This is a genomic window from Enterobacter sp. I4, from assembly GCF_022669095.1.
GTDB lineage: Bacteria > Pseudomonadota > Gammaproteobacteria > Enterobacterales > Enterobacteriaceae > Enterobacter > Enterobacter pasteurii.
The window spans coordinates 646,981-671,923 of sequence record NZ_JALBUO010000001.1 but is presented as its reverse complement, the minus strand read 5'-3'; the positions used below and the strand labels follow the sequence as shown (position 1 = coordinate 671,923).

Annotated in this window: 23 protein-coding genes and 1 pseudogene; 15 read left to right on the top strand and 9 right to left on the bottom strand. The window is 56.3% G+C overall.

Annotation, left to right across the window (positions count from 1 at the left end; translation table 11 throughout):
* Window positions 1-536 precede the first annotated feature (536 nt).
* The 5 genes and pseudogenes from MOQ06_RS03185 to MOQ06_RS03165 form a co-directional block, all read left to right on the top strand.
* Window positions 537-1,427, top strand: a complete 891-nt coding sequence (locus tag MOQ06_RS03185; RefSeq protein WP_006811834.1) for a sugar ABC transporter permease — start codon at window positions 537-539, stop codon at window positions 1,425-1,427.
* On the top strand, window positions 1,420-2,322 hold the full coding sequence (locus MOQ06_RS03180; RefSeq protein ID WP_148418606.1) for a carbohydrate ABC transporter permease: 903 nt from the start codon (window positions 1,420-1,422) through the stop codon (window positions 2,320-2,322). Before MOQ06_RS03185 ends, MOQ06_RS03180 begins: the two co-directional genes overlap by 8 nt.
* 12 nt (window positions 2,323-2,334) lie before the next feature.
* Complete coding sequence (locus MOQ06_RS03175; RefSeq protein ID WP_176609563.1) at window positions 2,335-3,462, top strand: ABC transporter ATP-binding protein; 1,128 nt, start codon at window positions 2,335-2,337, stop codon at window positions 3,460-3,462.
* A 13-nt stretch (window positions 3,463-3,475) separates the two neighbouring features.
* The gene (locus MOQ06_RS03170) at window positions 3,476-4,762 is read left to right on the top strand and encodes an ABC transporter substrate-binding protein (protein ID WP_176609562.1); all 1,287 of its coding nucleotides are present in this window, start codon (window positions 3,476-3,478) and stop codon (window positions 4,760-4,762) included.
* Between the two features lie 494 nt (window positions 4,763-5,256).
* A pseudogene (locus MOQ06_RS03165) lies at window positions 5,257-6,407 on the top strand (IS481 family transposase); the annotation flags it as partial.
* A 146-nt stretch (window positions 6,408-6,553) separates the two neighbouring features.
* Here MOQ06_RS03165 and MOQ06_RS03160 read toward each other — a convergent pair.
* From MOQ06_RS03160 to kduI, 3 genes are all read right to left on the bottom strand, one after another.
* Complete coding sequence (locus tag MOQ06_RS03160; protein WP_242170911.1) at window positions 6,554-7,969, bottom strand: sugar porter family MFS transporter; 1,416 nt, start codon at window positions 7,967-7,969, stop codon at window positions 6,554-6,556.
* 312 nt (window positions 7,970-8,281) lie between these two features.
* Window positions 8,282-9,043, bottom strand: coding sequence for a 2-dehydro-3-deoxy-D-gluconate 5-dehydrogenase KduD (kduD, locus tag MOQ06_RS03155; protein WP_148418598.1), 762 nt, complete (start codon window positions 9,041-9,043; stop codon window positions 8,282-8,284).
* Window positions 9,044-9,106: 63 nt separating this feature from the next.
* Window positions 9,107-9,943 carry a 5-dehydro-4-deoxy-D-glucuronate isomerase gene (kduI, locus tag MOQ06_RS03150; protein ID WP_148418596.1) on the bottom strand — a complete coding sequence of 279 codons (837 nt, stop codon included), beginning with the start codon at window positions 9,941-9,943 and terminating at the stop codon, window positions 9,107-9,109.
* Window positions 9,944-10,243: 300 nt separating this feature from the next.
* Here kduI and MOQ06_RS03145 point away from each other — a divergent pair, with 300 nt between their 5' ends.
* Window positions 10,244-11,419, top strand: coding sequence for an oligogalacturonate lyase family protein (locus MOQ06_RS03145; RefSeq protein ID WP_242170908.1), 1,176 nt, complete (start codon window positions 10,244-10,246; stop codon window positions 11,417-11,419).
* Window positions 11,420-11,548: 129 nt separating this feature from the next.
* Here MOQ06_RS03145 and MOQ06_RS03140 read toward each other — a convergent pair whose 3' ends face one another.
* The 3 genes from MOQ06_RS03140 to MOQ06_RS03130 all read right to left on the bottom strand — a co-directional run bounded on the left by MOQ06_RS03140 (window position 11,549) and on the right by MOQ06_RS03130 (window position 14,686).
* The gene (locus MOQ06_RS03140) at window positions 11,549-12,232 is read right to left on the bottom strand and encodes an oligogalacturonate-specific porin KdgM family protein (RefSeq protein ID WP_176609559.1); all 684 of its coding nucleotides are present in this window, start codon (window positions 12,230-12,232) and stop codon (window positions 11,549-11,551) included.
* A 316-nt stretch (window positions 12,233-12,548) separates the two neighbouring features.
* The gene (locus MOQ06_RS03135; RefSeq protein WP_148418590.1) at window positions 12,549-13,727 is read right to left on the bottom strand and encodes an acetyl-CoA C-acetyltransferase; all 1,179 of its coding nucleotides are present in this window, start codon (window positions 13,725-13,727) and stop codon (window positions 12,549-12,551) included.
* A 92-nt stretch (window positions 13,728-13,819) separates the two neighbouring features.
* Complete coding sequence (locus tag MOQ06_RS03130; RefSeq protein WP_148418589.1) at window positions 13,820-14,686, bottom strand: LysR family transcriptional regulator; 867 nt, start codon at window positions 14,684-14,686, stop codon at window positions 13,820-13,822.
* 101 nt (window positions 14,687-14,787) lie between these two features.
* Here MOQ06_RS03130 and MOQ06_RS03125 point away from each other — a divergent pair, with 101 nt between their 5' ends.
* Together MOQ06_RS03125 and MOQ06_RS03120 are read left to right on the top strand one after the other, a co-directional pair.
* Window positions 14,788-15,249 carry a multidrug/biocide efflux PACE transporter gene (locus tag MOQ06_RS03125; protein ID WP_242170894.1) on the top strand — a complete coding sequence of 154 codons (462 nt, stop codon included), beginning with the start codon at window positions 14,788-14,790 and terminating at the stop codon, window positions 15,247-15,249.
* Between the two features lie 119 nt (window positions 15,250-15,368).
* Window positions 15,369-16,598, top strand: a complete 1,230-nt coding sequence (locus MOQ06_RS03120) for an amino acid permease (RefSeq protein WP_176609558.1) — start codon at window positions 15,369-15,371, stop codon at window positions 16,596-16,598.
* A 33-nt stretch (window positions 16,599-16,631) separates the two neighbouring features.
* On the opposite strand, the gene MOQ06_RS03115 is transcribed toward MOQ06_RS03120, so the two are convergent.
* The gene (locus tag MOQ06_RS03115; protein WP_006811846.1) at window positions 16,632-16,904 is read right to left on the bottom strand and encodes a GNAT family N-acetyltransferase; all 273 of its coding nucleotides are present in this window, start codon (window positions 16,902-16,904) and stop codon (window positions 16,632-16,634) included.
* A 10-nt stretch (window positions 16,905-16,914) separates the two neighbouring features.
* A complete protein-coding gene (yjdI, locus tag MOQ06_RS03110) occupies window positions 16,915-17,145 on the bottom strand; it encodes a 4Fe-4S mono-cluster protein YjdI (RefSeq protein ID WP_148418583.1) in 231 nt (76 codons plus the stop codon).
* Window positions 17,146-17,598: 453 nt separating this feature from the next.
* Here yjdI and MOQ06_RS03105 point away from each other — a divergent pair, with 453 nt between their 5' ends.
* The 7 genes from MOQ06_RS03105 (at window position 17,599) to MOQ06_RS03075 (ending at window position 23,952) form a co-directional block, all read left to right on the top strand.
* Window positions 17,599-17,787, top strand: a complete 189-nt coding sequence (locus MOQ06_RS03105) for a general stress protein (protein ID WP_022651794.1) — start codon at window positions 17,599-17,601, stop codon at window positions 17,785-17,787.
* A 90-nt stretch (window positions 17,788-17,877) separates the two neighbouring features.
* Window positions 17,878-18,375: a ferritin-like domain-containing protein gene (locus MOQ06_RS03100; RefSeq protein WP_063451964.1), complete on the top strand. Its 498-nt coding sequence runs from the start codon at window positions 17,878-17,880 to the stop codon at window positions 18,373-18,375.
* 63 nt (window positions 18,376-18,438) lie between these two features.
* Complete coding sequence (locus tag MOQ06_RS03095) at window positions 18,439-18,945, top strand: ferritin-like domain-containing protein (RefSeq protein ID WP_148418581.1); 507 nt, start codon at window positions 18,439-18,441, stop codon at window positions 18,943-18,945.
* A gap of 17 nt (window positions 18,946-18,962) precedes the next feature.
* Window positions 18,963-19,835 carry a manganese catalase family protein gene (locus tag MOQ06_RS03090; RefSeq protein ID WP_148418579.1) on the top strand — a complete coding sequence of 291 codons (873 nt, stop codon included), beginning with the start codon at window positions 18,963-18,965 and terminating at the stop codon, window positions 19,833-19,835.
* 69 nt (window positions 19,836-19,904) lie between these two features.
* Window positions 19,905-21,308 carry a cytochrome ubiquinol oxidase subunit I gene (locus tag MOQ06_RS03085; RefSeq protein ID WP_148418577.1) on the top strand — a complete coding sequence of 468 codons (1,404 nt, stop codon included), beginning with the start codon at window positions 19,905-19,907 and terminating at the stop codon, window positions 21,306-21,308.
* Window positions 21,308-22,318, top strand: coding sequence for a cytochrome d ubiquinol oxidase subunit II (gene cydB, locus MOQ06_RS03080; protein ID WP_148418575.1), 1,011 nt, complete (start codon window positions 21,308-21,310; stop codon window positions 22,316-22,318). Before MOQ06_RS03085 ends, cydB begins: the two co-directional genes overlap by 1 nt.
* Window positions 22,319-22,326: 8 nt before the next feature.
* A complete protein-coding gene (locus MOQ06_RS03075; protein WP_193354921.1) occupies window positions 22,327-23,952 on the top strand; it encodes an alpha-amylase family protein in 1,626 nt (541 codons plus the stop codon).
* Here the strand turns inward: MOQ06_RS03075 and MOQ06_RS03070 are convergent, their stop codons facing one another.
* Window positions 23,953-24,939 (bottom strand): SDR family oxidoreductase, encoded by a 987-nt coding sequence (locus tag MOQ06_RS03070; RefSeq protein ID WP_242170891.1) that lies wholly within the window; start codon window positions 24,937-24,939, stop codon window positions 23,953-23,955.
* Between the last annotated feature and the right edge of the window lie 4 nt (window positions 24,940-24,943).

Genomic DNA, 24,943 nt, shown 5'->3' with positions numbered 1-24,943 from the left:
TTCTAATGATGCAGTGAAATTCTGCCTGACAGGTTCCGGTTTACCGAATCATACAAGAAAGTAAGAATTATCTGAATGCCGAAATGGTACATCTGTAGACCTGCTATCAGATTTGGTAGTTAGCCACCTACCGTGACTATAGCCATGTTTGGCTTCACTTAAGCGCCGTTCCCCCTCTCTCCATCGTCTGCGGCAACCGCGCGGAAAAACGTCAAAAATGCCACCCACCTCACTATATTGAAACACCGTTTCGACACCGATCACATTTCCATCATTAAGCGAATGACGCGGAAACAAATCGCAATAATATAAAATAAAACGACGTTTTAATATTCAAGAACACCGGTTCGCCTCTTTTGAAACCCGAGGCGTCCGAAGCAAGCATCACACCAAAAAAGCGTTAAAAAACAAAATCTCATTACGTTATTGCCAGAAGCAGCACCCTGAATTTCAGCCCCTATGCCTCACAAATAAGGCCTGGGGAGATGTAACAGAGCAGATTCCGTTTTAAACCATTGATTGCCAGGTAGGTATATATGAATGAAAACAAGCTGCTGGGGCTCGCGTGGATATCACCCTACATTATCGGGTTGATACTCTTTACGGCATTCCCCTTTGTCTCTTCGTTTTTCCTCAGCTTTACGGATTACGATTTGATGAGCCCGCCGGTGTTTAACGGCATTGAAAACTATCGCTACATGTTTACCGAGGACACGCTCTTCTGGAAATCCATGGGTGTGACCTTTGCCTACGTATTTTTAACTATTCCGCTAAAGCTCGCGTTTGCATTAGGTATTGCCTTTGTTCTGAACTTTAAATTACGCGGCATCGGCTTTTTCCGAACCGCCTACTATATTCCGTCGATCCTCGGCAGCTCCGTCGCCATTGCCGTATTGTGGCGCGCCTTATTTGCGATAGACGGTCTGCTGAACAGCTTTATTGGCGTATTTGGTTTCGACCCGGTGAACTGGCTGGGCGAACCGTCGCTGGCGCTGATGTCCGTTACCCTGCTGCGCGTCTGGCAGTTTGGCTCCGCGATGGTCATCTTCCTGGCCGCGCTGCAAAACGTACCGCAGTCCCAGTATGAAGCGGCAATGATCGACGGTGCCTCAAAATGGCAAATGTTCATGAAGGTGACCGTGCCGCTGATTACGCCGGTGATCTTCTTCAACTTCATCATGCAGACCACGCAGGCGTTCCAGGAATTTACCGGGCCATACGTCATCACCGGCGGCGGACCGACCTACTCAACCTACCTGTTCTCGCTCTATATCTACGATACCGCGTTTAAGTATTTCGATATGGGTTACGGCGCGGCGCTGGCGTGGGTCCTGTTCCTGGTGGTAGCCGTCTTTGCCGGTATCGCCTTTAAGTCGTCGAAATACTGGGTGTTCTACTCCGCCGATAAAGGAGGCAAAAATGGCTGATATTCAACAACTCTCCACGGCACGCGGCGTTGCCGAACGCGAAGTGGCCCGCACGCTGCGCAGAGAGAAAATCAACGCCAGTATTCGCTATGCGATCCTGCTGTTTGTCGGCCTGCTGATGCTCTACCCGCTGGTGTGGATGTTCTCGGCGTCGTTCAAGCCGAACCACGAGATCTTTACCACCCTCAGCCTGTGGCCCGCGCACGCCACCTGGGATGGCTTTGTGAACGGCTGGAAAACCGGAACCGAGTACAACTTCGGCCATTACATGCTGAACACCTTTAAGTACGTGATCCCGAAGGTGATCCTGACCATTATCTCCTCCACTATCGTGGCGTATGGCTTTGCGCGCTTTGAGATCCCGTGGAAGAAATTCTGGTTCGCCACGCTCATCACCACCATGCTGCTGCCCAGCACCGTGCTGCTTATCCCGCAGTACCTGATGTTCCGTGAAATGGGCATGCTGAACAGCTATATGCCGCTGTACCTGCCGCTGGCCTTCGCCACGCAGGGGTTCTTCGTCTTCATGCTGATCCAGTTCCTGCGCGGCGTGCCGCGCGACATGGAAGAAGCCGCACAGATTGACGGCTGCAACTCTATTCAGGTGCTGTGGTACGTGGTGGTGCCGATCCTGAAACCGGCCATTATCTCCGTCGCCCTGTTCCAGTTCATGTGGTCCATGAACGACTTTATCGGGCCGCTGATTTACGTCTACAGCGTGGATAAATACCCGATCGCGCTGGCGCTGAAAATGTCTATCGACGTCACCGAAGGCGCGCCGTGGAACGAAATTCTGGCAATGGCGAGCATCTCCATTTTGCCATCCATCATTGTCTTCTTCCTGGCACAGCGCTACTTCGTACAGGGCGTCACCAGCAGCGGAATTAAAGGTTAAGAGGAAAAAATCATGGCTGAAGTTATTTTCAACAAGCTGGAAAAGGTCTACTCCAACGGTTTTAAAGCGGTGCACGCTATCGATCTTAAGATCGCTGAAGGGGAATTCATGGTGATCGTGGGGCCATCCGGCTGCGCCAAATCCACCACCCTGCGCATGCTGGCGGGGCTGGAAACCATCAGCGGCGGCGAAGTGCGAATCGGCGACAGGATTGTAAACAACCTCGCCCCGAAAGAGCGCGGGATTGCGATGGTGTTCCAGAACTATGCGCTCTACCCGCACATGACGGTGCGCGAGAATCTGGCCTTTGGCCTCAAGCTGAGCAAGCTGCCGAAAGATCGGATCGAGGCCCAGGTGAATGAGGCCGCCAAAATTCTGGAGCTGGAAGAGCTGCTGGACCGCCTGCCGCGCCAGCTCTCCGGCGGCCAGGCGCAGCGCGTGGCGGTCGGCCGCGCGATTGTGAAAAAGCCGGACGTTTTCCTGTTCGACGAGCCGCTCTCTAACCTCGACGCCAAGCTGCGCGCCTCAATGCGTATCCGCATCTCCGACCTGCACAAGCAGCTGAAGAAATCCGGCAAACCGGCGACCACCGTGTACGTCACCCACGACCAGACCGAAGCGATGACCATGGGCGACCGCATCTGCGTGATGAAGCTCGGCCACATCATGCAGGTGGATACGCCGGACAACCTTTACCACAAGCCGAAGAACATGTTCGTGGCGGGCTTCATCGGCGCGCCGGAGATGAACATTCGCAAAAGCCAGCTGGTGGAAAAAGCGGGACAGCTGCACATCGCCATCGGCGATGAAACCATGCCGCTAAGCGCGGAACAGCAGGAGAAGGTCTCAGATTACGTCGGCCAGGAGATCTTCTACGGCGTGCGCCCGGAGTTTGTGTCGCTCTCCGACGCGCCGTTCCCGGACGGCGGCTGCAGCGGCGAGATGGTGCGCGTTGAGAATATGGGCCACGAATTTTTTGTCTACCTGAAGGTCGCGGATTACGAACTGACCGCCCGAATCCCTTCCGATGAAGCTAAGCCAATGATTGATAAAGGCCTTCACCGTCAGGTGTATTTCACGTTTGATATGAACAAATGTCATATTTTTGACGCTAAAACCGAACAGAACCTCTCTCTCTGATGGAGTGATAAAAATGAAAAAAGTGCTTTTAAGCGCAGCAATCTCCGCCACCCTGGGCCTTACCGCTTTGCCATCGATGGCGCAGAACGTGGACCTTCGGATGTCCTGGTGGGGCGGCAATGGCCGTCACCAGGTCACCCTGAAAGCGCTGGAAGAGTTCCATAAGCAGAACCCGGACATTAACGTGAAGGCCGAGTATACCGGCTGGGACGGCCATCTCTCCCGCCTGACGACCCAGATTGCGGGCGGCACCGAGCCGGACGTGATGCAGACTAACTGGAACTGGCTGCCGATCTTCTCCAAAACCGGTGACGGCTTCTACGATCTGAACAAGATGAAGGACGTTATCGACCTGTCGCAGTTCGATCCGAAAGAGCTGCAAACCACCACCGTTAACGGCAAACTCAACGGCATTCCGATTTCGGTTACCGCGCGCGTGTTCTACTTCAACGACGAGACCTGGAAAAAAGCGGGCATTGCCTACCCGAAAACCTGGGACGAGCTGATGGCTGCCGGTAAGACCTTCGAAAGCAAGCTCGGCAAGCAGTACTACCCGGTCATTCTGGAGCACCAGGATACGCTGGCGCTGCTGAACTCGTACATGATCCAGAAGTACAACATCCCCGCCGTGGACGAGAAAACCAAAAAGTTCAGCTACACCAAAGCGCAGTGGGTGGAGTTCTTCCAGACCTACAAAAAGCTGATCGACAGCCACGTGATGCCGGACACCAAATACTATGCCTCGTTCGGCAAGAGCAACATGTATGAGATGAAGCCGTGGATCCAGGGCGAATGGGGCGGCACCTACATGTGGAACTCCACGATTAACAAATATTCCGACAACCTGAAGCCACCGGCGAAGCTGGTGCTGGGCAGCTACCCCATGCTGCCGGGCGCCACCGACGCGGGCCTGTTCTTCAAACCGGCGCAGATGCTGTCGATCGGGAAATCAACCAAAAACCCGGAAGCGGCAGCGAAGCTGATTAACTTCCTGCTGAACAGCAAGGAGGGAGTGGATACGCTGGGTCTGGAGCGCGGCGTACCGCTGAGCAAGGTGGCGGTGCAGTATCTGACCGAAGACGGCACCATCAAAGAGGACGATCCTTCCGTGGCGGGCCTGCGTCTGGCGCAGTCGCTGCCTGCAAAACTCACCGTCTCACCTTACTTTGACGACCCGCAGATTGTGGCGCAGTTCGGCACCTCGTTGCAGTATATCGACTATGGACAGAAAACCGTGGAAGAGACTGCCGCGGACTTCCAGCGTCAGGCAGAGCGTATTTTGAGACGCGCGATGCGCTAAGGCCGTCTACCGCACCGGACAGTTCCCTCTCCACTTGGGGCCGAGGGATCCCCAGTAATTTTTTTATGCAGAAGCAATAATGTTGTTTTCTGAATGACTGAGGGCTGTCAGCGATGCCCTGGTCCGGCTGTAAATCGCTGAGGCGTTTCCTGCAGGCCGGGGCGAGGCGCAGGGATGCGCCGAGAGGGCGGAATTTACAGGGACGTTGCCTCCGCCCGTACCCGATAAGCCGGAAGGAATAAGCCGAGGGCACCGCGAAGCGGCGATTTACCGCCGGGAGCCCGGGTCGCCAGGGTGGTGGCGACTGAGCCACCCTGGCACGTTCACCGGTCATGTCGTTACAGAGTAGCAAGGAACATAACGTGAACGGAATTACCTCAACAGCCATATGTTCCCCCTCACCCCAGCCCTCTCCCTTGTACGGTCCGGGGACATCGTGAACACTTGTTCGGGGACATGGTAGACACTTACAACTAAGGCATAAGAACCCGCTTATGGAGTCGCTTATGCCCTGGGATGCGAGAGATACCATGTCATTACGTACCGAGTTTGTTTTGTTCGCCTCGCAGGACGGGGCGAACATCCGTTCCCTCTGCCGTCACTTTGGCATTTCACCTGCCACCGGCTACAAGTGGCTTCGCCGCTGGGGAGAGGAAGGTGCCTCCGGCCTTCAGGACCGCCCGCGCATACCGCACCATTCCCCGAACCGCTCATCTGACGACATCACTGCCCTGCTGCGTATGGCCATGACCGCCATCAACGCTGGGGCGCGCGCAAGATAAAGCACTGGCTCGAAGACCAGGGGCACACTATGCCCGCCTTCAGCACCGTCCATAACCTTATGGCCCGCCATGGTCTGCTGCCGGGCACTTCACCGGGCATTCCCGCCACGGGGCGGTTCGAACATGACGCGCCGAACCGCCTCTGGCAGATGGATTTTAAGGGCCACTTTCCCTTTGGCGGTGGCCGCTGCCATCCGCTCACCCTGCTGGACGACCACTCCCGTTTTTCCCTGTGCCTGGCGCACTGTACCGATGAACGGCGCGAGACCGTGCAGCAGCTGCTGGTCAGCGTGTTTGAACGCTACGGCCTGCCGGACCGGATGACAATGGACAACGGCGCCCCGTGGGGAGATACCACCGGCACCTGGACGGCGCTGGAGCTGTGGCTGATGCGCCATGGTATCCGGGTGGGGCACTCCCGGCCGTATCATCCGCAGACGCAGGGCAAGCTGGAGCGTTTTCACCGCAGCCTGAAGACGGAGGTGCTGCAGGGGAAGTGGTTCGCGAACGAGGGCGAACTGCAGCGCGCCTTCGACCACTGGCGGACGGTCTATAACCTTGAACGCCCGCATGAGGCGCTGGATATGGCGGTACCGGGCTCGCGGTATAAGCCGTCTGCACGGCAGTACAGCGGCAACACACCGCCCCCGGAATACGACGAGGGCGTGATGGTCAGGAAAGTGGATATCAGCGGAAAGCTGAGCGTGAAAGGGGTAAGTCTGAGCGCAGGCAAGGCGTTCAGGGGAGAACGGGTCGGGCTGAAGGAGATGCAGGAAGACGGCCGCTACGAGGTGTGGTGGTACAGCACGAAAGTGGGGGTGATCGACCTGAAGAAAAAGTCGATCACCATGGGTAAAGGATGTTAAAAAGTGTTCACCATGTCCCCGAACACCTGTCTACCATGTCCCCGGACCGTACACCCTCAAGGGAGAGGGGGTCCTCCGTGCAGGCATTGTTTTGTGGGGAACCCTCAACCCATTGGGGAGAGGGTCACGGTGAGGGGGATAAATCACAAGCCGATATTACGCAGTTTCTCCCCGCTCATCAGCCTGCGTTCAATATGCTCCAGCGTCACGCCTTTGGTTTCCGGGATCAGCCAGAAGGTCACCCCGATAAACGCCACGTTCAGCACCGTATAGAGCCAGAAGGTGCCCGCCGCGCCAATCGCATCCAGCAGCGTCAGGAAGGTCGCACCGATGATCATGTTCGACACCCAGTTGGTGGTGGTGGAACAGGTAATGCCAAAGTCGCGGCATTTCAGCGGCTGAATTTCAGAGCACAGGATCCACACCACCGGCGCTGCGCTCATTGCATAACCGGCAATGCACATCATGGTCATGCCAACGGAGAGCCAGGAGAGGCCGCTGGACGCCGTGCCGTTATCGAACTGCATCAGGCAGTAGCCTAAGATCAGCGTGCCGAGCGCCATCACGCTAAAGCCAATTTTCAGCGCCGGTTTGCGTCCGGCCTTATCAACGGTGAACACCGCGATGAAGGTTGCGAACATAAAGGTCAGCCCCACCACCAGCGTGGCGATCATCTGCTGCTCGGTCGTGGTGAAACCGGCCATTTTGAAGATGCGCGGCGCGTAGTACATGATGATGTTCATACCGGTGAACTGCTGCATCGCCTGCAGCAGCATGCCGAGGAACACCGCGCGGCGCACGTTGCGGTTAGCCCGGAAGAGCGACCAGCCGCCCTGCTTCAGCTTCAGGCTTTCGCGGATCTCGTTCAGCTCTTCACGCGCTTTTTCGGACGTGTCGCGCAGCATGCGCAGCACCTCTTCCGCCTCCACGTGACGCCCCTTTTGCGCCAGCCAGCGCGGGCTGTTCGGCAGGAAAATAACTAACACAATCAGCACCAGCGCAGGCAGCGCCAGTACGCCAAGCATTGCCCGCCAGTTGCCGCTGTAGCTGAAGTAAGTGTCCGACAGGAACGCCAGCACGATCCCGAGCGTCACCATCAGCTGGTACATGCTGATCATTTTACCACGCACGTTCTCGCTCGCCATTTCGGAGAGGTACAGCGGCGCAGTGTAGGACGCGATGCCCACCGCCACGCCCAGCAGCACGCGGGAGAGCAGCAGCACTTCAACGTTGGTGGCAAACGCCGAGCCGATGGAGCCGGCAACGAACAGGATCGCCCCGACCATCAGGCTGTATTTACGCCCGAGACGGAACGAGAGCCAGCCGTTAAACAGCGCGCCGATGGCTGCGCCCAGCATCATGCTGCTCACCACCCACTCCTGAAGGCGGTTACTCAGCGTGAAGTGGTCGGTAATAAAGGGCAGTGCGCCGGCGATAACGCCGATATCCAGTCCGAACAGTAAGCCGGCTACGGCAGCCGCAACAGAAACAAACTGGTTGATGCGTCGGGTATCGCGCAGCGCAGCGGGCATAAGGGTAGAGTCATTTATAGATGTCATAGTTTCCTGCCTCAACAGCGAAATTCGTTAACTGAAATTACGAGATACCGGCAGAAAGTGTCAGGTCGGAACTGGTGAAGATATGGATTTTTTCGCTACGACACATGGAACTGTGATGGACATTACAATTTCAAATCAGGGTAATTAAACCTGCTTTTTTATTAATCAGTTCATTTTTAAGCAATTAATGTGTGATGCGCGTCATTTATTCTTTTTTGATATGGATTTTTCATCTTTCAGGATATGGATAATGGCTATTTTGGCGCAAAAAAAACCTCCGCCCGGGGGCAGAGGTTCTTTATTCAGGCTGAATTAACGCGCCAGCCAGCCGCCGTCGACGGCAATGGTGTAGCCGTTAACGTAATCCGATGCCGGGGAAGCCAGGAACACAATCGGCCCCATCAGATCGCTCGGCAGGCCCCAGCGCCCCGCCGGAATACGCTCGAGGATCGCCGCGCTGCGTTCTTCATCCGCGCGCAGCTGCTGGGTATTGTTAGTGGCCATGTAGCCCGGCGCAATCGCGTTAACGTTAATGTTGTGCTGCGCCCACTCGTTTGCCAGCAGGCGGGTCACGCCCATCACGGCGCTTTTCGACGCGGTGTAAGACGGTACGCGGATGCCGCCCTGGAAGGAGAGCATGGAGGCAATATTGACGATCTTGCCGCCTTTCCCCTGCGCGATGAAGTGCTTCGCCGCCGCCTGAGACATGAAGAACACGCTCTTGATGTTCAGGTTCATGACGTCGTCCCAGTCCGTCTCGCTGAAGTTAATCGCGTCTTCACGACGGATCAGACCGGCGTTGTTAACCAGAATATCAATATGACCGAACTCCGCCACGGCGCGATCCAGCAGCTCGGGGATGGCGTCGATTTTGCGCAGATCGGCGGTCAGGCTCAGAAAACGGCGGCCCAGCGCGGTTACGCGCTCGATGGTTTCAGTCGGCTCAACGATGTTAATCCCGACGATGTCGCAGCCCGCTTCCGCCAGACCTAACGCCATGCCCTGGCCCAGGCCGGTGTCACAACCGGACACCACGGCCACTTTACCCTGCAGAGAAAATGCATCCAGAATCATGTTTTTTCCTTAATCATTCAGCGCCTGTCACCAACAGGCAGAGTTATGCTTAACTGCCTGCGGCTAGCGCAGATCCTTAACAGCGACGTGGTCCATGTCATCAAAGACCTGGTTTTCACCGACCATACCCCAGATGAAGGTATAGGCTTTCGTCCCCACGCCGGAGTGAATAGACCAGCTCGGGGAGATAACAGCCTGCTCGTTGTGCATCACGATATGGCGCGTCTCCTGCGGCTGTCCCATCATGTGGAACACGCAGGCATCTTCATCCATGTTGAAGTAGAAGTAGACTTCCATGCGGCGCTCGTGGGTATGGCACGGCATGGTGTTCCACAGGTTGCCCGGCGCAAGCTCGGTCAGCCCCATGCTGAGCTGGCAGGTCTCCAGCACGTCCGGAACGAAGTATTTGTTGATGGTGCGGCGGTTGCTGGTGAGGTTATCGCCAAGCGTGACCGGGGCAACGTCCGCAGGCGTTACTTTTTTGGTCGGGTAGGTAGTGTGGGCCGGGGCGCAGTTATAGTAAAACTTCGCCGGCTTGCCGGCGTCGACGCTGGCAAACACCACTTCTTTCGCCCCTTTGCCGACGTACAGCGCGTCGCGGTGGCCAATCTCGTAGCACTGGCCGTCAACCGTAATGGTGCCCGGCCCGCCGATGTTAATCACGCCCAGCTCGCGGCGCTCGAGGAAGTAGCTCACGCCCAGCTGCTTGCCCACTTCGCCGCCCACGGAGACGGTGCTCGCCACGGGCATAATTCCGCCCACGATAATGCGGTCAATATGGCTGTAGACCATGGTGTATTTGTCGGCTTCGAACACCTGCTCAACTAAAAACTCGCCGCGCAGCCCCTGAGTATCCAGCGTTTTTGCATGCGCACTGTGGATGCTTTGTCTGACTTCCACATCAACCTCCAGAATGGATCGTGCCCGAAGGCAAAGTTAATTAACGAAACAACGTTCCGTTTTCGTGATGAGCACATATTATCCCCTGATAAATGGCTTTTCAATTACATTTAAAACAACGTTTCATTTTTTCTGCGTGTTTCTTCCAGAAATGGCGTTTCGATCACGATAAATCTATCCCGACGCAATCCTCAGCCCTGAAACTGATAAATTGCGCTGTCAATCACACATAATGAAACGATGTTTTGATAATTTAACACCCAGTTTTCAACCCATTCTTCGCGTTCAAAGGAGTGCATTATGGCTAAAGGCATGCGGGTCAAGCTGAACTATGAGGTCAGCCGCGATCCGGACACGGGCGTGGAAGTCACCCGCCTGACCCCACCGGAAGTAACCTGTCATCGCAACTACTTTTACCAGAAGTGCTTCTTTAACGACGGCAGCCATCTGCTGTTCGCCGGGGAGTTCGACGGTCACTGGAACTATTACCTGCTGGATCTGAACAATGCCGAAGCGGTGCAGCTCACCGAAGGCCCGGGCGATAACACCTTTGGCGGGTTCCTCTCCCCGGACGATAAATCCTTCTACTATGTGAAAAACGATCGCACCCTGCTGGAGGTGGATTTACAGACGCTGGCGGAGCGCGAGGTGTACCGCGTCCCGGAAGAGTGGGTGGGCTACGGTACCTGGGTCGCGAACAGCGACTGCACCAAACTGGTGGGCATTGAGATTGCCAGACGTGACTGGACGCCGCTCAACGACTGGAAAATTTTCCACGACTTCTTCCATAAGGGGCCGCACTGCCGCCTGCTGCGCGTTGACCTGAAAACGGGCGAAAGCGCCACCGTTCACGACGAGAAGATCTGGCTGGGGCATCCGATTTATCGCCCGTTCGACGACAATACCGTGGCCTTCTGCCATGAAGGACCGCACGATCTGGTTGACGCACGCATGTGGCTGGTCAATGAAGACGGCAGCAACGTGCGAAAGGTCAAAACGCACGCGGAAGGTGAAAGCTGCACGCATGAATTTTGGGTGCCGGACGGCTCCGCGCTGGTCTATGTCTCTTACCTGAAGGGCCAGCAGGGGCGCACCATCTCCCGCTACAGCCCGGATACCGGCATTAATGAAGCGGTGATGAGCATGCCTGCCTGTTCGCACCTGATGAGCAACTTTGACGGCACCATGCTCGTTGGCGACGGTTCCGGCACGCCTGTCGACGTAAAAGACACCGGCGGCTACACCATCGATAACGATCCTTACCTGTATGCCTTTGACGTGGCGAAGAAAGCCTGTTTCCGCATCGCCCGTCACGACACCTCCTGGGCCACGGTAGCGAACAGCCGCCAGGTGACCCACCCGCATCCGTCCTTCACTCCGGATGAGAAAGCGGTTCTGTACAGTTCCGATAAAGACGGCAAGCCGGCGCTCTATATCGCGAAACTCCCCGAGCAACCTGAAATGTTGCATGCCTGACTTGAGTTAGTGTTTCTGTAACTGGCCTTGCCCTCCGTTTCGGGGGGCTTTTTTTGCGTAATGCGTTTTCCCCCGGCACAAAAAAACCGGCTCAAGCGAGCCGGCCTTTTCCCGGAGGTACTGCCTGTTTTAGAAAGAGTACGCCACGCCTAAACGGAAGCGGGTCTGACGTTCGTCAGTCTCTTTAACGCCCACGTTCCCTACCTCAACATACGGCGCCCAGTTTTTATCCCATTTATAGGCCAGCTTGGCGTTATATTCGTTGGAGTAATCTTTATTATTATTTCGGGCCATGCCTTCTGCGCTTTTCGCATAAACATAGTTCAGCTCGGTACGCCAGTCGCCTAATACCCAACCGATCCAGGCATCGCCACGGTTAACCTTGTCATCGTCTTTATTTTCGCTTGACGGATAACGGGTATATTCATAGCGGTAACGCGCGGCCACGTAGAAGCCATTATCGAAGCTATATTGTAAATGCAAATTCGGTTTATAAATGGTGCGGCTGTCGGTGCTTTCAATCGTAAACGCTGGCGTCAGGGCAATATTGTCCGTCGCTTTCCAGCGCCAGCTGATCTGATCTTCATGACCGTTACCTACCACATCGGCAAACGGCCGATCGGCTTTGTCACCGCCCGACTTCCACTTCGCTTCTACCGAAAAACCAAGACCATTATCAAAGCGATGCGAGACGGCAACGCGGTCGGCGTTCGAGCCGCTGTCGATGTATTCGTGACGCAGATCGACGGTAACGGCATGAGACATAAAAGAGGCACTAATAAGAGAGGCAAGGACCAGAGATTTCTTAAGCATGAAAAAACCCTCAATTAAAATGATGTTTCGTTTTTATGAAACTTGAGTTTATTTTTTATGCACCTGTATTTTAGTGACAAAGATCGAAATTATTTGTTTCATTTTTTTTGGCAAAGATCGGCGTGAACCCCATCAACAAAAAAGGGGATTTAACCGTAAATTTCAGGAGAGAGATCACACTGAGAAGATCGCAACGCGAATTATTATCCGCGCAAGGATCGCCGAAAGTTTAAGAAAGAGCTTATAAAGGTAAAAAAGGTTTAGGGAGGCAAAAAAAAACCTCCCGTTGGGAGGCTTTTACGCGCGGAGGGGGAGATTACCGTTCGATAGCCAGCGCCACCCCCTGCCCTCCGCCAATGCACAGCGTCGCAATCCCTTTGCGGGCGTTACGCTTTTTCATTTCATGGACTAACGAGACCAGAATACGGCAGCCAGAGGCTCCGATAGGATGGCCAAGCGCGATGGCGCCGCCGTTTACGTTAACCCGCAGCGGATCCCACTCCAGCATTTTTCCGACCGAGATCGCCTGCGCGGCGAAAGCTTCGTTGACTTCAATCAGATCCACTTCGCTCAGCTGCCAGCCCGCCCGCTCCAGGCAGCGGCGCGTGGCGTAAACCGGGGCAATCCCCATGAGTGCCGGATCAACGCCGACGCTGGCAAAGGCTTTGATCCGCGCCAGCACCGGCAGCGCCAGCTCCTGGGCTTTGCTTTCGCTCATCATCATCACCGCCGCGGCGCCGTCGTTGATGGAAGAGGCGTTGCCCGCCGTCACCGACCCCTGCGTTTCGAAGGCCGGATTGAGCTTTGCCAGCCCTTCTGCGCTGGTATCGGTACGCGGCTGCTCATCGGTATCGACGATGAACGCATCTCCGTTCTGGCGCCGGGTACTGACCGGGACGATTTCATCGCGAAAGCGCCCGGAATCGATCGCGGCACGCGCCTTTTGCTGCGAGCTGAGGGCATACGCGTCCTGAAGCTCGCGGCTGATGCCGTATTCCCGCGCCAGGTTCTCCGCCGTCACGCCCATATGGTAATCGTTGAAGGCGTCCCACAGCCCGTCGTGAACCAGGCTGTCGAGCAGCTGGCTGTTTCCGAGCTGCGCGCCGGTCCGGCTGTCGGTCAGCACGTGCGGGGCGCGGCTCATATTCTCCTGCCCGCCGGCAATCACGACATCCGCTTCGCCGCACTGGATGGCCTGCGTCGCCAGATGCAGCGCTTTCAGGCCTGAGCCACAGACGTCGTTGATGGTGATAGCCGAAACGGTGTTAGGCAGGCCGCCCTTCAGCGCCGCCTGGCGCGCAGGGTTTTGTCCCGCGCCAGCGGTCAGCACCTGGCCCAGGATCACCTCATCAACTTCATGTGCGGCGATCCCGCTACGCTCCACCAGCGCCTTCACCACCACGCTGCCGAGATCAACCGCAGAGTGACGCGCGAGCGCTCCCTGAAAACAGCCGATAGCCGTACGTAACGCACCCACTATAACGACATCTTTCATCACGACCTCTGTACAAAATGACATGACGATAGTAGAGGATTGTTATCAACAATTGACGCAAATGTTTAAAATTAGTGAGTTTAGTCACAGGTTTATCGCGCGTCCTGAAGGTACTGGCGCAGCCAGCTTCCGGCGACGCCGGGCGGGGATCGTTTGTTCCACAGCAGATCGATAGCAATCGACCTCGGCCAGCCCGGCACGTTCAGCTGCACCAGCGATTTCGACGCGGCAAATTCGTCAACCAGCGCGCAGGGCAATGCGCACCAGCCAAAGCCCTGCACCGCCATACTCAACAGCAGCAGGTAGTTCGGCGCGGACCAGACCGGCCCGCGTGCAAGGGTGGCCTCACGTTCAAGATAGGTACTCAGCCGCAGCTCGCGCCAGCCGTGAAGCTCGTCCGCGTGGGTCTCGTGCTGGCCCGCCAGCGGATGCCCGGCAGAGACGTAGATGGCCATTCGCGTCTGCATAGGCAGCCTTGTCGCGCCGATATCCGTCGGATAGCCGTCCCGCGCTTCCGTCAGGCCAATCTGCGCCCGCTCCTTTTGCAGCAGATCGATAACGTCTTCCTCTTCCCCAATCAGGCACTCAAATTCCGTGTGCGGAAAACGCTGGTCGAACTGGCTCATCATCGCTTCCAGCACGGCCGGGTTTAGCGTATCGGAGAGCACGAAGGTAAAACGCGCCTCCGTTTGCGCCGTTAAGGATACCGCCAGCTCGTCCAGCCGCGCGCTGGCGGCCAGAATCGACTGCACATAGCCCAGCACCTGTTCCCCCTGCGCGGTTAACACCGGCTGGCGCGCCGAGCGGTCGAAAAGCTCAAACCCAAGGTCAGCTTCAAGGTTGGCGATGGAGGTGCTGATGGTGGACTGGCTCTTCCGCAGCCGCCGGGCGGCGGCGGAAAACGATCCGGCGGCGACGGTTTCGACGAACGCGGTCAGTGCTTCGGGAGAATAGCGCATGATGTATCTACTTTATCGATGGATACCATCTTTTATATATCACCTTAAGCGATAAGAATAGGCCGCATCGACGCCCATACTGGCGTAACCATGAGGTGAATATGCAACATCAGGATGCACTCCAGCGTAAATTACCGGAGCGAATCTTCCATGCCGTCTGCTTTGAGGGCATCGCCACGGCGATCCTCGCCCCCACCGCCGCGTGGCTAATGCAGCGCTCGGTTCTAGAAATGGGTGGCCTGACCATCATTCTGGCGACCACGGCAATGCTCTGGAACATTATCTACAACTTCGGTTTCGACCGTTTCTGGCCGGTGCAGCGGGTCAAGCGCACGGCGAAAGTACGCGCCCTGCATGCGCTGGGTTTTGAATGCGGCTTTATTGTTATTGGCGTAACCATCGTCGCCGCGGTGCTGGGCGTGACGCTGCTTCAGGCATTCACGCTGGAAATCGGCTTCTTCCTGTTCTTCCTGCCGTACACCATGCTCTACAACTGGGCGTACGATACGCTGCGCGAGAAAATTATCAGGCGCCGCCAGCAGCGACGCGCCCTGGCAGGCTAATTCCCTTCTGGCCGGAGACCCTCTCCGGCCCCTTCCCTGCGAAGCAACTGCGATCTCAACGCATAATTATGGTAAATTGCACTCCTTTTTGTTCGTTTTATAGTTGATACGTTGCTCTAATGTCGAAAATTTGGTCAAAAGAAGAGACTCTCTGGAGTTTCGCCCTCTACGGCACTGCCGTGGGCGCAGGAACCCTGTTCTTGCCCATTCAGCTCGGCTCTGCTGGCGCGATTGTCCTGCTGATCACCGCCCTTGTGGCGTATCCCTTAACCTACTGGCCGCATAAGGCGCTGGCGCAATTTATCCTGTCGTCGAAAACGAAAGGCAGCGAGGGGATCACCGGCGCCGTTTCCCATTACTACGGTAAAAAGATCGGTAACCTGATCACCACGCTCTATTTCGTGGCCTTCTTTGTGGTGGTGCTGATTTACGCGGTGGCGATTACCAACTCGCTGACTGAACAGCTGGCGAAACGGATGACGGTGGATACCGGCGTGCGGATGCTGGTGAGCTTTGGCGTGGTGCTGATCCTGAATCTGATCTTCCTGATGGGGCGGCACATTACCATTAAGGTAATGGGATTCCTGGTGTTTCCGCTGATCGCCTATTTCCTGTTTGTCTCGCTGTATCTGACGGGAAGCTGGCAGCCGTCGCTGCTGACCAGCCAGATGGCCTTCGACCAGCATACGCTGCACCAGGTGTGGATTTCGATCCCGGTGATGGTTTTCGCCTTTAGCCATACCCCTATCATCTCGACCTTCGCCGTAGACCGTCGCGAAAAATACGGCGACGAGGCCATGGGTAAATGCAAAAAAATCATGAAGGTGGCGTACCTGATCATCTGCCTCAGCGTGCTGTTCTTTGTGTTCAGCTGCCTGCTTTCGATTCCACCGTCCTATATCGTGGCGGCAAAAGAGGAAGGGGTGACAATCCTGTCCGCGCTGTCGATGATGCCTTCGTCGCCGGCATGGCTGGGTATTTCCGGCATCATCGTGGCGATTATTGCGATGTCGAAATCGTTCCTCGGCACCTATTTTGGGGTGATTGAAGGGGCAACCGAGATCGTGAAGTCGTCGCTGAATCAGGTCGGGGTGAAGAAAAGCCGCGCCTTTAACCGCGCCGTTTCGATCCTTGGGGTGTCGCTGATTACCTTTGCGGTCTGCTGCATCAATCCGAATGCTATCTCAATGATTTACGCTATTAGCGGTCCGCTTATCGCCATGATCCTGTTCATCATGCCGACGCTGTCGACCTACCTGATCCCGTCACTGAAACCGTACCGCTCTGTCGGTAACCTGCTGACGCTGATTGTGGGCGTGCTGTGCGTGTCGGTGATGTTTGTCGGTTGAGTGCGCTGCCCGGCGCAATGCCGGGCATCGGCTTCACGCCCGGATATCGTCATACTCCCGCGTGTTATCAAACTCATGCTTCGCAAACGGGCACAGGGGGATAATTTTACGGTTCTCACCGCGCATCTTCTCCACCACTTTTGCCACCAGCTGTTTACCCACGCCCTGGCCCTTCAGGCTCGGATCCACATCGGTGTGCTCGATAATGCTCAGATGCTCGCCGGTCGGGACAAATACGATCTCCGCCACCTGATTACCTTCGGCATCGTTAACGTAAAACTTGTTATGGCCTTCAAGAATATCCATGGTTCCTCGCTTATTTTTGGCGGTACTTCAGCGCACCGCTCGGGCAGGTATCAATTACGCGTACGACAGTTTCTTCATCCACTTCATCGGGGGCTATCCACGGCTTACGCTTCAGGTCGAACAGTTTTGCGCTGCCGCGCACGCAGTTCCCCGAGTGTTTGCAGATCCCGGTGTTGAAGTAGACATCAATTTTCTCGCCGGTGTAGGCCCGGTACCCCGCATCCAGTAGCTCCTGATCCATGACATTGCCTCTGTAATTATTGTGGTGACGAATGCAGCATACCCTCACCCGTCACGGCTGACCACGTCAAAAATGACGATCGGACGCGTTGTTTACGGCTCGTTATTTCGCCGCTCGCTTAAGAATATTCTGAATACAAAGACGCGCGCCGGTACGATATATTTTTGCGCTACGTCAATTCATGTAATAATTCCCGCCGCGTTCATATTAAGATTATTAGCTAAGCGGAATCCTAACCGCCCGCGTTATTTATCCCTAAGCAATGGATTTACCGTGGATTTTCAAAATCCATAACGAAGCGGTATTTTCCCCTCCCCGCTGAAAATACCGTGAAACGAGCGCGGCGATAAATTTGACTCTTCTCACATAACGACTAATGTTAATTCCTGAACGACAAGTGATACGGTTTTCTTATCGTATCTCCTGACATAAACGCAACATGAGGGTTGATATATGGCAGAACAACATCGTGGTGGTTCCGGTAATTTCGCTGAAGACCGTGAAAAAGCATCAGAAGCTGGACGTAAAGGCGGCCAGCACAGCGGCGGTAATTTCAAAAACGATCCGCAACGCGCATCTGAAGCGGGTAAGAAAGGGGGACAGAACAGTCACGGCGGAGGCCGTAAATCTGATAACTCCTGATCTTATTTAAAGCTCTTATAAATATATCGAGAGCATGCTGCGGGCCTTACGGCTCGCAGTAATTCCCCCTTATTTTACCGGAGCGAATATATGAATATGAAAAGTGTTGAAGACGTATTTATTCACCTCTTATCCGACACCTACAGCGCTGAGAAGCAGCTGACCCGCGCGCTAAGCAAACTGGCCCGCGCCGCCTCCAGCGAGAAGCTGAGCGCCGCGTTCACGGCTCACCTTGAGGAGACGCAGGGACAGATCGAGCGTATCGATCAGATCATCGAGCAGGAGTCCGGCCTCAAGCTGAAGCGTATGAAGTGCGTGGCGATGGAAGGCTTAATTGAAGAAGCCAACGAAGTCATTGAGAGTACGGAAAAAAATGAAGTACGTGACGCTGCGTTAATTGCGGCAGCGCAGAAAGTAGAACACTACGAAATTGCCAGCTACGGTACCCTTGCCACCCTGGCTGAACAATTAGGCTATAAGAAAGCCGTTAAACTTCTTGCCGAAACTCTGGAAGAAGAAAAAGAAACCGATCTCAAATTAACCGATCTGGCTGTCGGCAATATTAATCAAAAAGCCCAGAAAGGATAAATTAAAAGTTTGATGAGCATCAGCACCGAAAATTAACCAGAATATAAATCACAGGAGTTAATTATGAATCATGTAGAACACTACCATGATTGGCTACGCGATGCCCATGCGATGGAAAAGCAAGCCGAATCAATGCTGGAATCAATGGCTGGCCGTATTGATAATTACCCGGACCTGCGTGCCCGAATTGAACAACACGTTAACGAGACTAAACGCCAAATTACATTGCTGGAGGAAATTCTTGACCGCAATGATATTTCGCGTTCAGTCATTAAAGATTCCATGAGCAAAATGGCGGCGCTCGGCCAGTCCATTGGCGGCATGTTCCCGTCTGATGAAATCGTTAAAGGCTCCATCAGCGGCTACGTATTTGAGCAGTTCGAAATTGCCTGTTACACCTCCCTGCTGGCAGCGGCCAAAAAAGCGGGCGATACCGCCTCTATTCCCGCCATCGAGACGATTCTGGCGGAAGAGCGCGAAATGGCTGACTGGCTGCTTCGTCACATCCCGCAGACAACGGAACAGTTCCTGCTGCGCTCCGACGCGGACGGCGTAGAAGCGAAAAAATAACGGAAGAGGGAGAATCTATGTTTCGACACGTAAAACAGCTGCAATACACGGTTCGCGTTGCCGAACCGAATCCGGGCCTGGCTAACCTTCTGCTTGAGCAGTTTGGCGGACCACAGGGCGAACTTGCCGCGGCATGTCGTTACTTTACGCAGGGACTGAGCGACGACGATCCCGGTCGTAAAGATATGCTGATGGATATCGCGACCGAGGAGCTAAGTCACCTGGAAATCATCGGTACCCTGGTGGGTATGCTGAACAAGGGTGCAAAAGGTGAACTGGCGGAAGGCGTTGAGAATGAAGCGGAGCTGTACCGGTCCATGACCGAGAACGGCAACGACAGCCACATCACCTCCCTGCTCTACGGTGGCGGTACTCCGCTTACCAACTCCGCAGGCGTGCCCTGGACGGCAGCCTACGTAGATACCATTGGCGAACCTACGGCTGACCTGCGCTCTAACATAGCGGCAGAGGCGCGCGCTAAGATTATCTACGAGCGGCTGATTAACGTAACGGACGATCCGGGCGTTAAGGATGCGCTGGCATTTTTAATGACGCGTGAAGCAGCGCACCAGCTCTCGTTCGAAAAGGCGCTTCAGTCGATCCGCAACAATTTCCCACCGGGTAAATTGCCGCCGATCGAAGAGTACACCAACAAGTACTACAATATGTCTGAGGGCGGAGAAGTTCGCGGAAGCTGGAACAGCGATAAGCACTTCGATTACGTGGAATCCCCTCAGCCAGCGGTTGATGGTGGTGACGGTAGCGCAAGCGTAACGCTCACGACGGAGCAGGCCACACTGGTCAAAGCAATGTCTGCGCGCACGAAATCCGATCCAACGGCCGATCCGTTAACCGGCGCCGAGCTTGGCGCGGGTAAGAAAAAACCGTAACCGGTTTTGCCAGGCAGCCTGACGCTGTCTGGCAACTCCCTTGCGCTATCAGTTCCAGAGGTACGGAGCATGTTCGAGCTTGATGCGTTTCATCTTGCCAGGATCCAGTTCGCCTTTACCGTCTCCTTTCATATTCTCTTTCCGGCGATCACCATCGGGCTTGCAAGCTATCTGGTGGTACTCGAAGGAATGTGGCTTCGCACTAAAAACGATGTCTGGCGCTCGCTATACCATTTCTGGCTGAAAATTTTCGCCGTTAACTTTGGTATGGGCGTGGTCTCCGGGCTGGTGATGGCCTACCAGTTTGGCACCAACTGGAGCGGCTTTTCCCAGTTCGCGGGCAGTATTACCGGCCCCCTGCTCACCTATGAAGTGTTAACCGCCTTCTTCCTGGAAGCCGGTTTTTTAGGCGTGATGCTGTTCGGCTGGAACAAGGTCGGCCCGGGCCTGCACTTCTTTGCTACCTGCATGGTGGCGCTGGGCACCCTGATGTCCACCTTCTGGATCCTCGCCTCCAACAGCTGGATGCACACCCCGCAGGGCTTCAGTATTCAGAACGGCCAGGTCATTCCCGAAGACTGGCTGGCTATCATCTTTAACCCCTCGTTCCCCTATCGCCTGATCCACATGTCCATCGCCGCCTTCCTGTGCAGCGCGCTGTTCGTGGGCGCCTCCGGGGCGTGGCATCTGCTGCGCGGCAACGATACGCCAGCCGTGCGCAAAATGTTCTCCATGGCGATGTGGATGGCGCTGCTGGTCGCGCCCATTCAGGCGGTAGTCGGAGATATGCACGGCCTGAATACGCTGGAGCATCAGCCTGCCAAGATTGCCGCGATTGAAGGCCACTGGGAGAACCCGCCCGGCGAGGCGACCCCGCTGCTGCTGTTTGGCGTACCGGATATGGAAGAGGAGCGCACCAAATACGGGCTTGAAATACCCGCGCTCGGCAGCCTGATCCTGACGCACAGCCTGGATAAACAGGTTCCGGCCCTGAAAGATTTTCCGAAAGAGGATCGCCCGAACTCGCTCATCGTCTTCTGGTCCTTCCGCATTATGGTCGGCATGGGGCTGCTGATGATTACGCTCGGCGTGCTCAGCGTGTGGCTGCGCTATCGCCGTCGGCTCTATCATTCGCGGCCTTTCCACTGGTTTGCCCTGTGCATGGGGCCCGCCGGACTGCTCGCGCTGCTCGCCGGCTGGGTCACTACCGAAGTGGGCCGCCAGCCGTGGGTCGTCTACGGCTATCTGCGCACGATTGACGCGGTTTCTCTGCACAGCACGCTGCAGATGAGCATCAGCCTGCTGGCCTTTATCGTGGTCTATTGTTCGGTGTTCGGCGTGGGCTACGTCTATCTCGCCCGGTTGATTAAGAAAGGGCCGCAGCCCGTCGGCACGCTAACGTCTAATACGTCGGGCACGCCTGCCCGTCCGCTGTCCGCCGCCGAGTCTGTTCCGGAAGAGGAGAAGATCTGATGGGCGTCGATATCCCGGTCATCTGGTTTGCCATTATTGTCTTCGCCACGCTGATGTACATCATCATGGACGGCTTCGATCTCGGTATCGGCATGCTGTTCAGCTTCGTGGGGGATGCCAAAGAGCGCGACGTGATGGTAAACAGCGTCGCCCCGGTGTGGGACGGAAATGAAACCTGGCTGGTTCTCGGCGGCGCGGGGCTGTTCGGCGCGTTTCCGCTGGCCTATGCGGTGATTATCGATGCGCTCACCATCCCGCTCACCGCCATGCTGATCGGCCTTATTTTCCGCGGCGTGGCGTTTGAGTTTCGCTTCAAGGCCACCCCTTCGCACCGCAAGTTCTGGGATTACGCCTTTGCCGGCGGCTCCCTGCTCGCGACCTTCAGCCAGGGGATCGTGGTCGGGGCGATGATTAACGGCTTCGACGTGGAAGGACGGCGCTTTGTCGGTTCGTCGCTGGACTGGTTTACGCCGTTTAACCTGTTCTGCGGGCTGGGGTTAATCGTCGCCTATACCCTGCTCGCCACCACGTGGCTGATCATGAAAAGCGAAGGCGCGCTGCAGCGCCGCATGCGCGAGCTGACCCGCCACGTGCTGCTGGCGCTGATCGCCGTCATTGCGGTGGTGAGCATCTGGACCCCGCTCGGCTGGCAGTTTGTCGCCGAACGCTGGTTCACCCTGCCCAACTTCTTCTGGTTCCTGCCGGTGCCGTTGCTGGTCGCGGTATTTAGCCTGTGGATCTGGCGGCTGACGCGCAACCCCGACAGCCATGCCCGCCCGTTCCTGCTCACTCTGGGCTTAATCTTCCTCGGCTTTAGCGGGCTGGGCATCAGCCTGTGGCCGCATATTATCCCGCCGCGCATTACCCTGTGGGAAGCCGCCGCGCCGCCTGCCAGCCAGCTGTTTATGCTGATCGGCACGCTGCTCATCATCCCGGTGATCCTGGTGTATACCGCCTGGAGCTACTACGTCTTCCGGGGAAAAGTCTCTGATACCGAAGGTTATCACTAAGGATTGCTATGGCAGGCTGGCATACACGCGCCATTATTTATCAGATTGATACCGCCCTGTTTTACGACCTGAACGGCGATGGCTGTGGCGACATCGCCGGGATAACCGCCAAGCTGCGCTACATCCGCCGGATGGGCGCGACGGTTATCTGGATCACCCCGTTTTATCTCACGCCCTTTCTTGATGAAGGCTACGACGTGAGCGACCATTTGCAGGTCGATCCCCGCTTCGGAAAGCTCAACGATATAATCGCCTTTATTGAACACGCGCGGGAGCTGGGGATGCAGGTCATTATTGAGCTGCTGATCCAGCATACCTCGAACGCGCATCCCTGGTTTCAGCAGGCCCGCCGCAGCCCGCACTCCCCTTACCGTGACTACTACCTGTGGTCCGACACGGACGACGACGATACGCCCCCCATGTTTCCGGGCGTAGAGAAAAGCGTCTGGACGTGGGACGACGAGGCGGGGCAATACTATCGGCATATGTTTTACCACCACGAGCCGGATCTCAATCTGGCCTGCCCCGCCGTGCTGAAGGAGGTGGAGAACATCATCATCTTCTGGCTAAAGCTCGGGGTGTCCGGCTTTCGCCTGGACGCGGCGTCGCACCTGACAAAACAAGCCGGACGCGGGGATGAAAAGAGAGGGCTGTGGATCCTCGAGCACATGCGCCGCCTCATCGAACAGCATAACCCGGACGCAATCCTGCTCGGCGAAGTCGACGTGGAGGTTGAAGCCTACAAAGATTATTTTGGGAAGAACGACCGTCTGAACCTGGTGCTGAATTTCTGGCTAAACAAGTTCTTCTACGTCAGCCTTGCGGAGAAAAGCGCGCGGCCGCTGCGCAACGCGGTGAAGAAAATGATCGTGCCGCCGGACTCCTGCTGTTTCGCCAACTGGCTGCGCAATCATGACGAGCTGGATCTGGACGGGATCGGTAAAAAAGCGAAGCAGACCGTGCTGGACGCGTTCGCGCCCGACGAAGAGATGAGCGTCTACCAGCGCGGGATCCGCCGTCGTCTTGCGCCGATGCTCAACGGCGACCAAAAGCGGCTGGCCTTTTGCCATGCGGTTCTCTTTTCTCTGCCGGGCGTACCGGTCATGCGCTACGGGGATGAGATTGGCATGGGTGATGATTTAGCGCTGGAAGAGCGTTACGCGGTGCGCACGCCGATGCAGTGGGCTCCATCGCAGGGCGGCGGCTTCTCGGATGCCGACCCGGAGACCTTTATTGCCCCGATGATTGACCACGGCCCGTTCCGCTATCAGAAAATCAACGTGGCGGATTCGCTATTACACCGCAGCTCGCTCCTGCACCGCATTATCGACATTGCCAATACGCGCTCGGAGTTTCCTGAAATCGGCATCGCGCCGTTTCGTCTTATCACGATCGACAACGACGCGGTGCTGGGGATCTATTACGAAACCGATACGCGCAGCATTCTCACCTTCGTTAACTTCAGCGATAAGCCCGTCACGTTTACCGCCCGAGGGATACGCCATGCCACCTGGACCGCCTGCCTGGCGGACAAACGCTACAGCGACGCCCTGGAGTGCGGCAAAACCGCTGAACTCAGCCTCAGCGGTTACGGCTACCGCTGGTTCTGGACCAATCGTACCGCGCTGCGCTGATCACCTTTTGCGCGAGAGCAGCAGGCGGGCCACGATGGCCCCCGTCACGGCAAGGGAGCCGAGCAGCACCTTTCCCGGCACGCCCGAGCTTATGCTGGCGGCGCGATCTTTCGCTTCGTCGGTGAAGCGCCCGTGGATCCTGTGCGGCTCATTCACCGGCCGATCCAGATAATCCTGGCGATCGTCCGCATTCAGCGTGGTGGTCATTTGCCCTTCCCAGGCCTTTTTGACCATCAGCCGATCCAGGAAACCGGGGAACAAAAATTGCCCGACAATCGACTGGATGGTGCTGCTGCCCACCCACAGTTCCCGCACTGGATTTTGCGCCACCCTGAAAATAGCGCTGGCGGCCACTTCGGGCTGAAAGACGGGAGGTACCGGGCGCATCGCCCAGGCAAACTTGTTTCTCGCCCACTCAAACTGCGGCGTATTGAGCCCCGGCATCTGCACCATCGCGAGCAGCACCCGGCTGTTTTCATGCATCAGTTCGGTGCGCACGGCGTCGGTAAAGCCGCGAATGGCGGCCTTCGCCCCGCAGTAGGCGGACTGCAGCGGAATGGAGCGGTAGGCCAGCGCGGAGCCAACCTGAATAATCGTCCCGCGATCGCGAGGCGTCATTAGCTCCAGCGCGGCGCGGGTGCCGTTAACATAGCCAAAATAGGTCACCTCGGTGACGCGGCGAAATTCCTCAGGCGTCATGGTGCGAAACGGCGCCAGCACCGCGCCCATCGCGTTATTCACCCACACGTCAATGGCGCCAAGGCGGGACTCAATGTCGCTGGCGGCAGCGGTGACCGCCTCGCTGTCCGCCACGTCGGCCTGAACGGCATACGCGTTGATGCCGAAACGGCGCAGCTCCTCTTCCGTGGAGCGCAGGCTCTGCTCGTCGCGGGCAATAATGCCCACGTCATAGCCCGCTTTGGCAAAATGCAGCGCCGTGGCTTTCCCCACGCCCGCCGTACCGCCGGTGATGACGATGACAGCCATAGAC

Coding starts and splice junctions, on each gene's coding strand:
- MOQ06_RS03085 (WP_148418577.1), top strand. CDS start 19,905: ATGTTCGAGCTTGATGCGTTTCATCTTGCCAGGATCCAGTTCGCCTTT.
- MOQ06_RS03175 (WP_176609563.1), top strand. CDS start 2,335: ATGGCTGAAGTTATTTTCAACAAGCTGGAAAAGGTCTACTCCAACGGT.
- MOQ06_RS03075 (WP_193354921.1), top strand. CDS start 22,327: ATGGCAGGCTGGCATACACGCGCCATTATTTATCAGATTGATACCGCC.
- MOQ06_RS03100 (WP_063451964.1), top strand. CDS start 17,878: ATGAATATGAAAAGTGTTGAAGACGTATTTATTCACCTCTTATCCGAC.
- MOQ06_RS03095 (WP_148418581.1), top strand. CDS start 18,439: ATGAATCATGTAGAACACTACCATGATTGGCTACGCGATGCCCATGCG.
- MOQ06_RS03170 (WP_176609562.1), top strand. CDS start 3,476: ATGAAAAAAGTGCTTTTAAGCGCAGCAATCTCCGCCACCCTGGGCCTT.
- MOQ06_RS03185 (WP_006811834.1), top strand. CDS start 537: ATGAATGAAAACAAGCTGCTGGGGCTCGCGTGGATATCACCCTACATT.
- MOQ06_RS03125 (WP_242170894.1), top strand. CDS start 14,788: ATGCAACATCAGGATGCACTCCAGCGTAAATTACCGGAGCGAATCTTC.
- kduD (WP_148418598.1), bottom strand. CDS start 9,043: ATGATTCTGGATGCATTTTCTCTGCAGGGTAAAGTGGCCGTGGTGTCC.
- MOQ06_RS03140 (WP_176609559.1), bottom strand. CDS start 12,232: ATGCTTAAGAAATCTCTGGTCCTTGCCTCTCTTATTAGTGCCTCTTTT.
- MOQ06_RS03160 (WP_242170911.1), bottom strand. CDS start 7,969: ATGACATCTATAAATGACTCTACCCTTATGCCCGCTGCGCTGCGCGAT.
- MOQ06_RS03115 (WP_006811846.1), bottom strand. CDS start 16,904: ATGGATATTCTTGAAGGCCATAACAAGTTTTACGTTAACGATGCCGAA.
- MOQ06_RS03105 (WP_022651794.1), top strand. CDS start 17,599: ATGGCAGAACAACATCGTGGTGGTTCCGGTAATTTCGCTGAAGACCGT.
- MOQ06_RS03180 (WP_148418606.1), top strand. CDS start 1,420: ATGGCTGATATTCAACAACTCTCCACGGCACGCGGCGTTGCCGAACGC.
- MOQ06_RS03145 (WP_242170908.1), top strand. CDS start 10,244: ATGGCTAAAGGCATGCGGGTCAAGCTGAACTATGAGGTCAGCCGCGAT.
- cydB (WP_148418575.1), top strand. CDS start 21,308: ATGGGCGTCGATATCCCGGTCATCTGGTTTGCCATTATTGTCTTCGCC.
- MOQ06_RS03135 (WP_148418590.1), bottom strand. CDS start 13,727: ATGAAAGATGTCGTTATAGTGGGTGCGTTACGTACGGCTATCGGCTGT.
- MOQ06_RS03120 (WP_176609558.1), top strand. CDS start 15,369: ATGTCGAAAATTTGGTCAAAAGAAGAGACTCTCTGGAGTTTCGCCCTC.
- yjdI (WP_148418583.1), bottom strand. CDS start 17,145: ATGGATCAGGAGCTACTGGATGCGGGGTACCGGGCCTACACCGGCGAG.
- MOQ06_RS03130 (WP_148418589.1), bottom strand. CDS start 14,686: ATGCGCTATTCTCCCGAAGCACTGACCGCGTTCGTCGAAACCGTCGCC.
- MOQ06_RS03070 (WP_242170891.1), bottom strand. CDS start 24,939: ATGGCTGTCATCGTCATCACCGGCGGTACGGCGGGCGTGGGGAAAGCC.
- MOQ06_RS03090 (WP_148418579.1), top strand. CDS start 18,963: ATGTTTCGACACGTAAAACAGCTGCAATACACGGTTCGCGTTGCCGAA.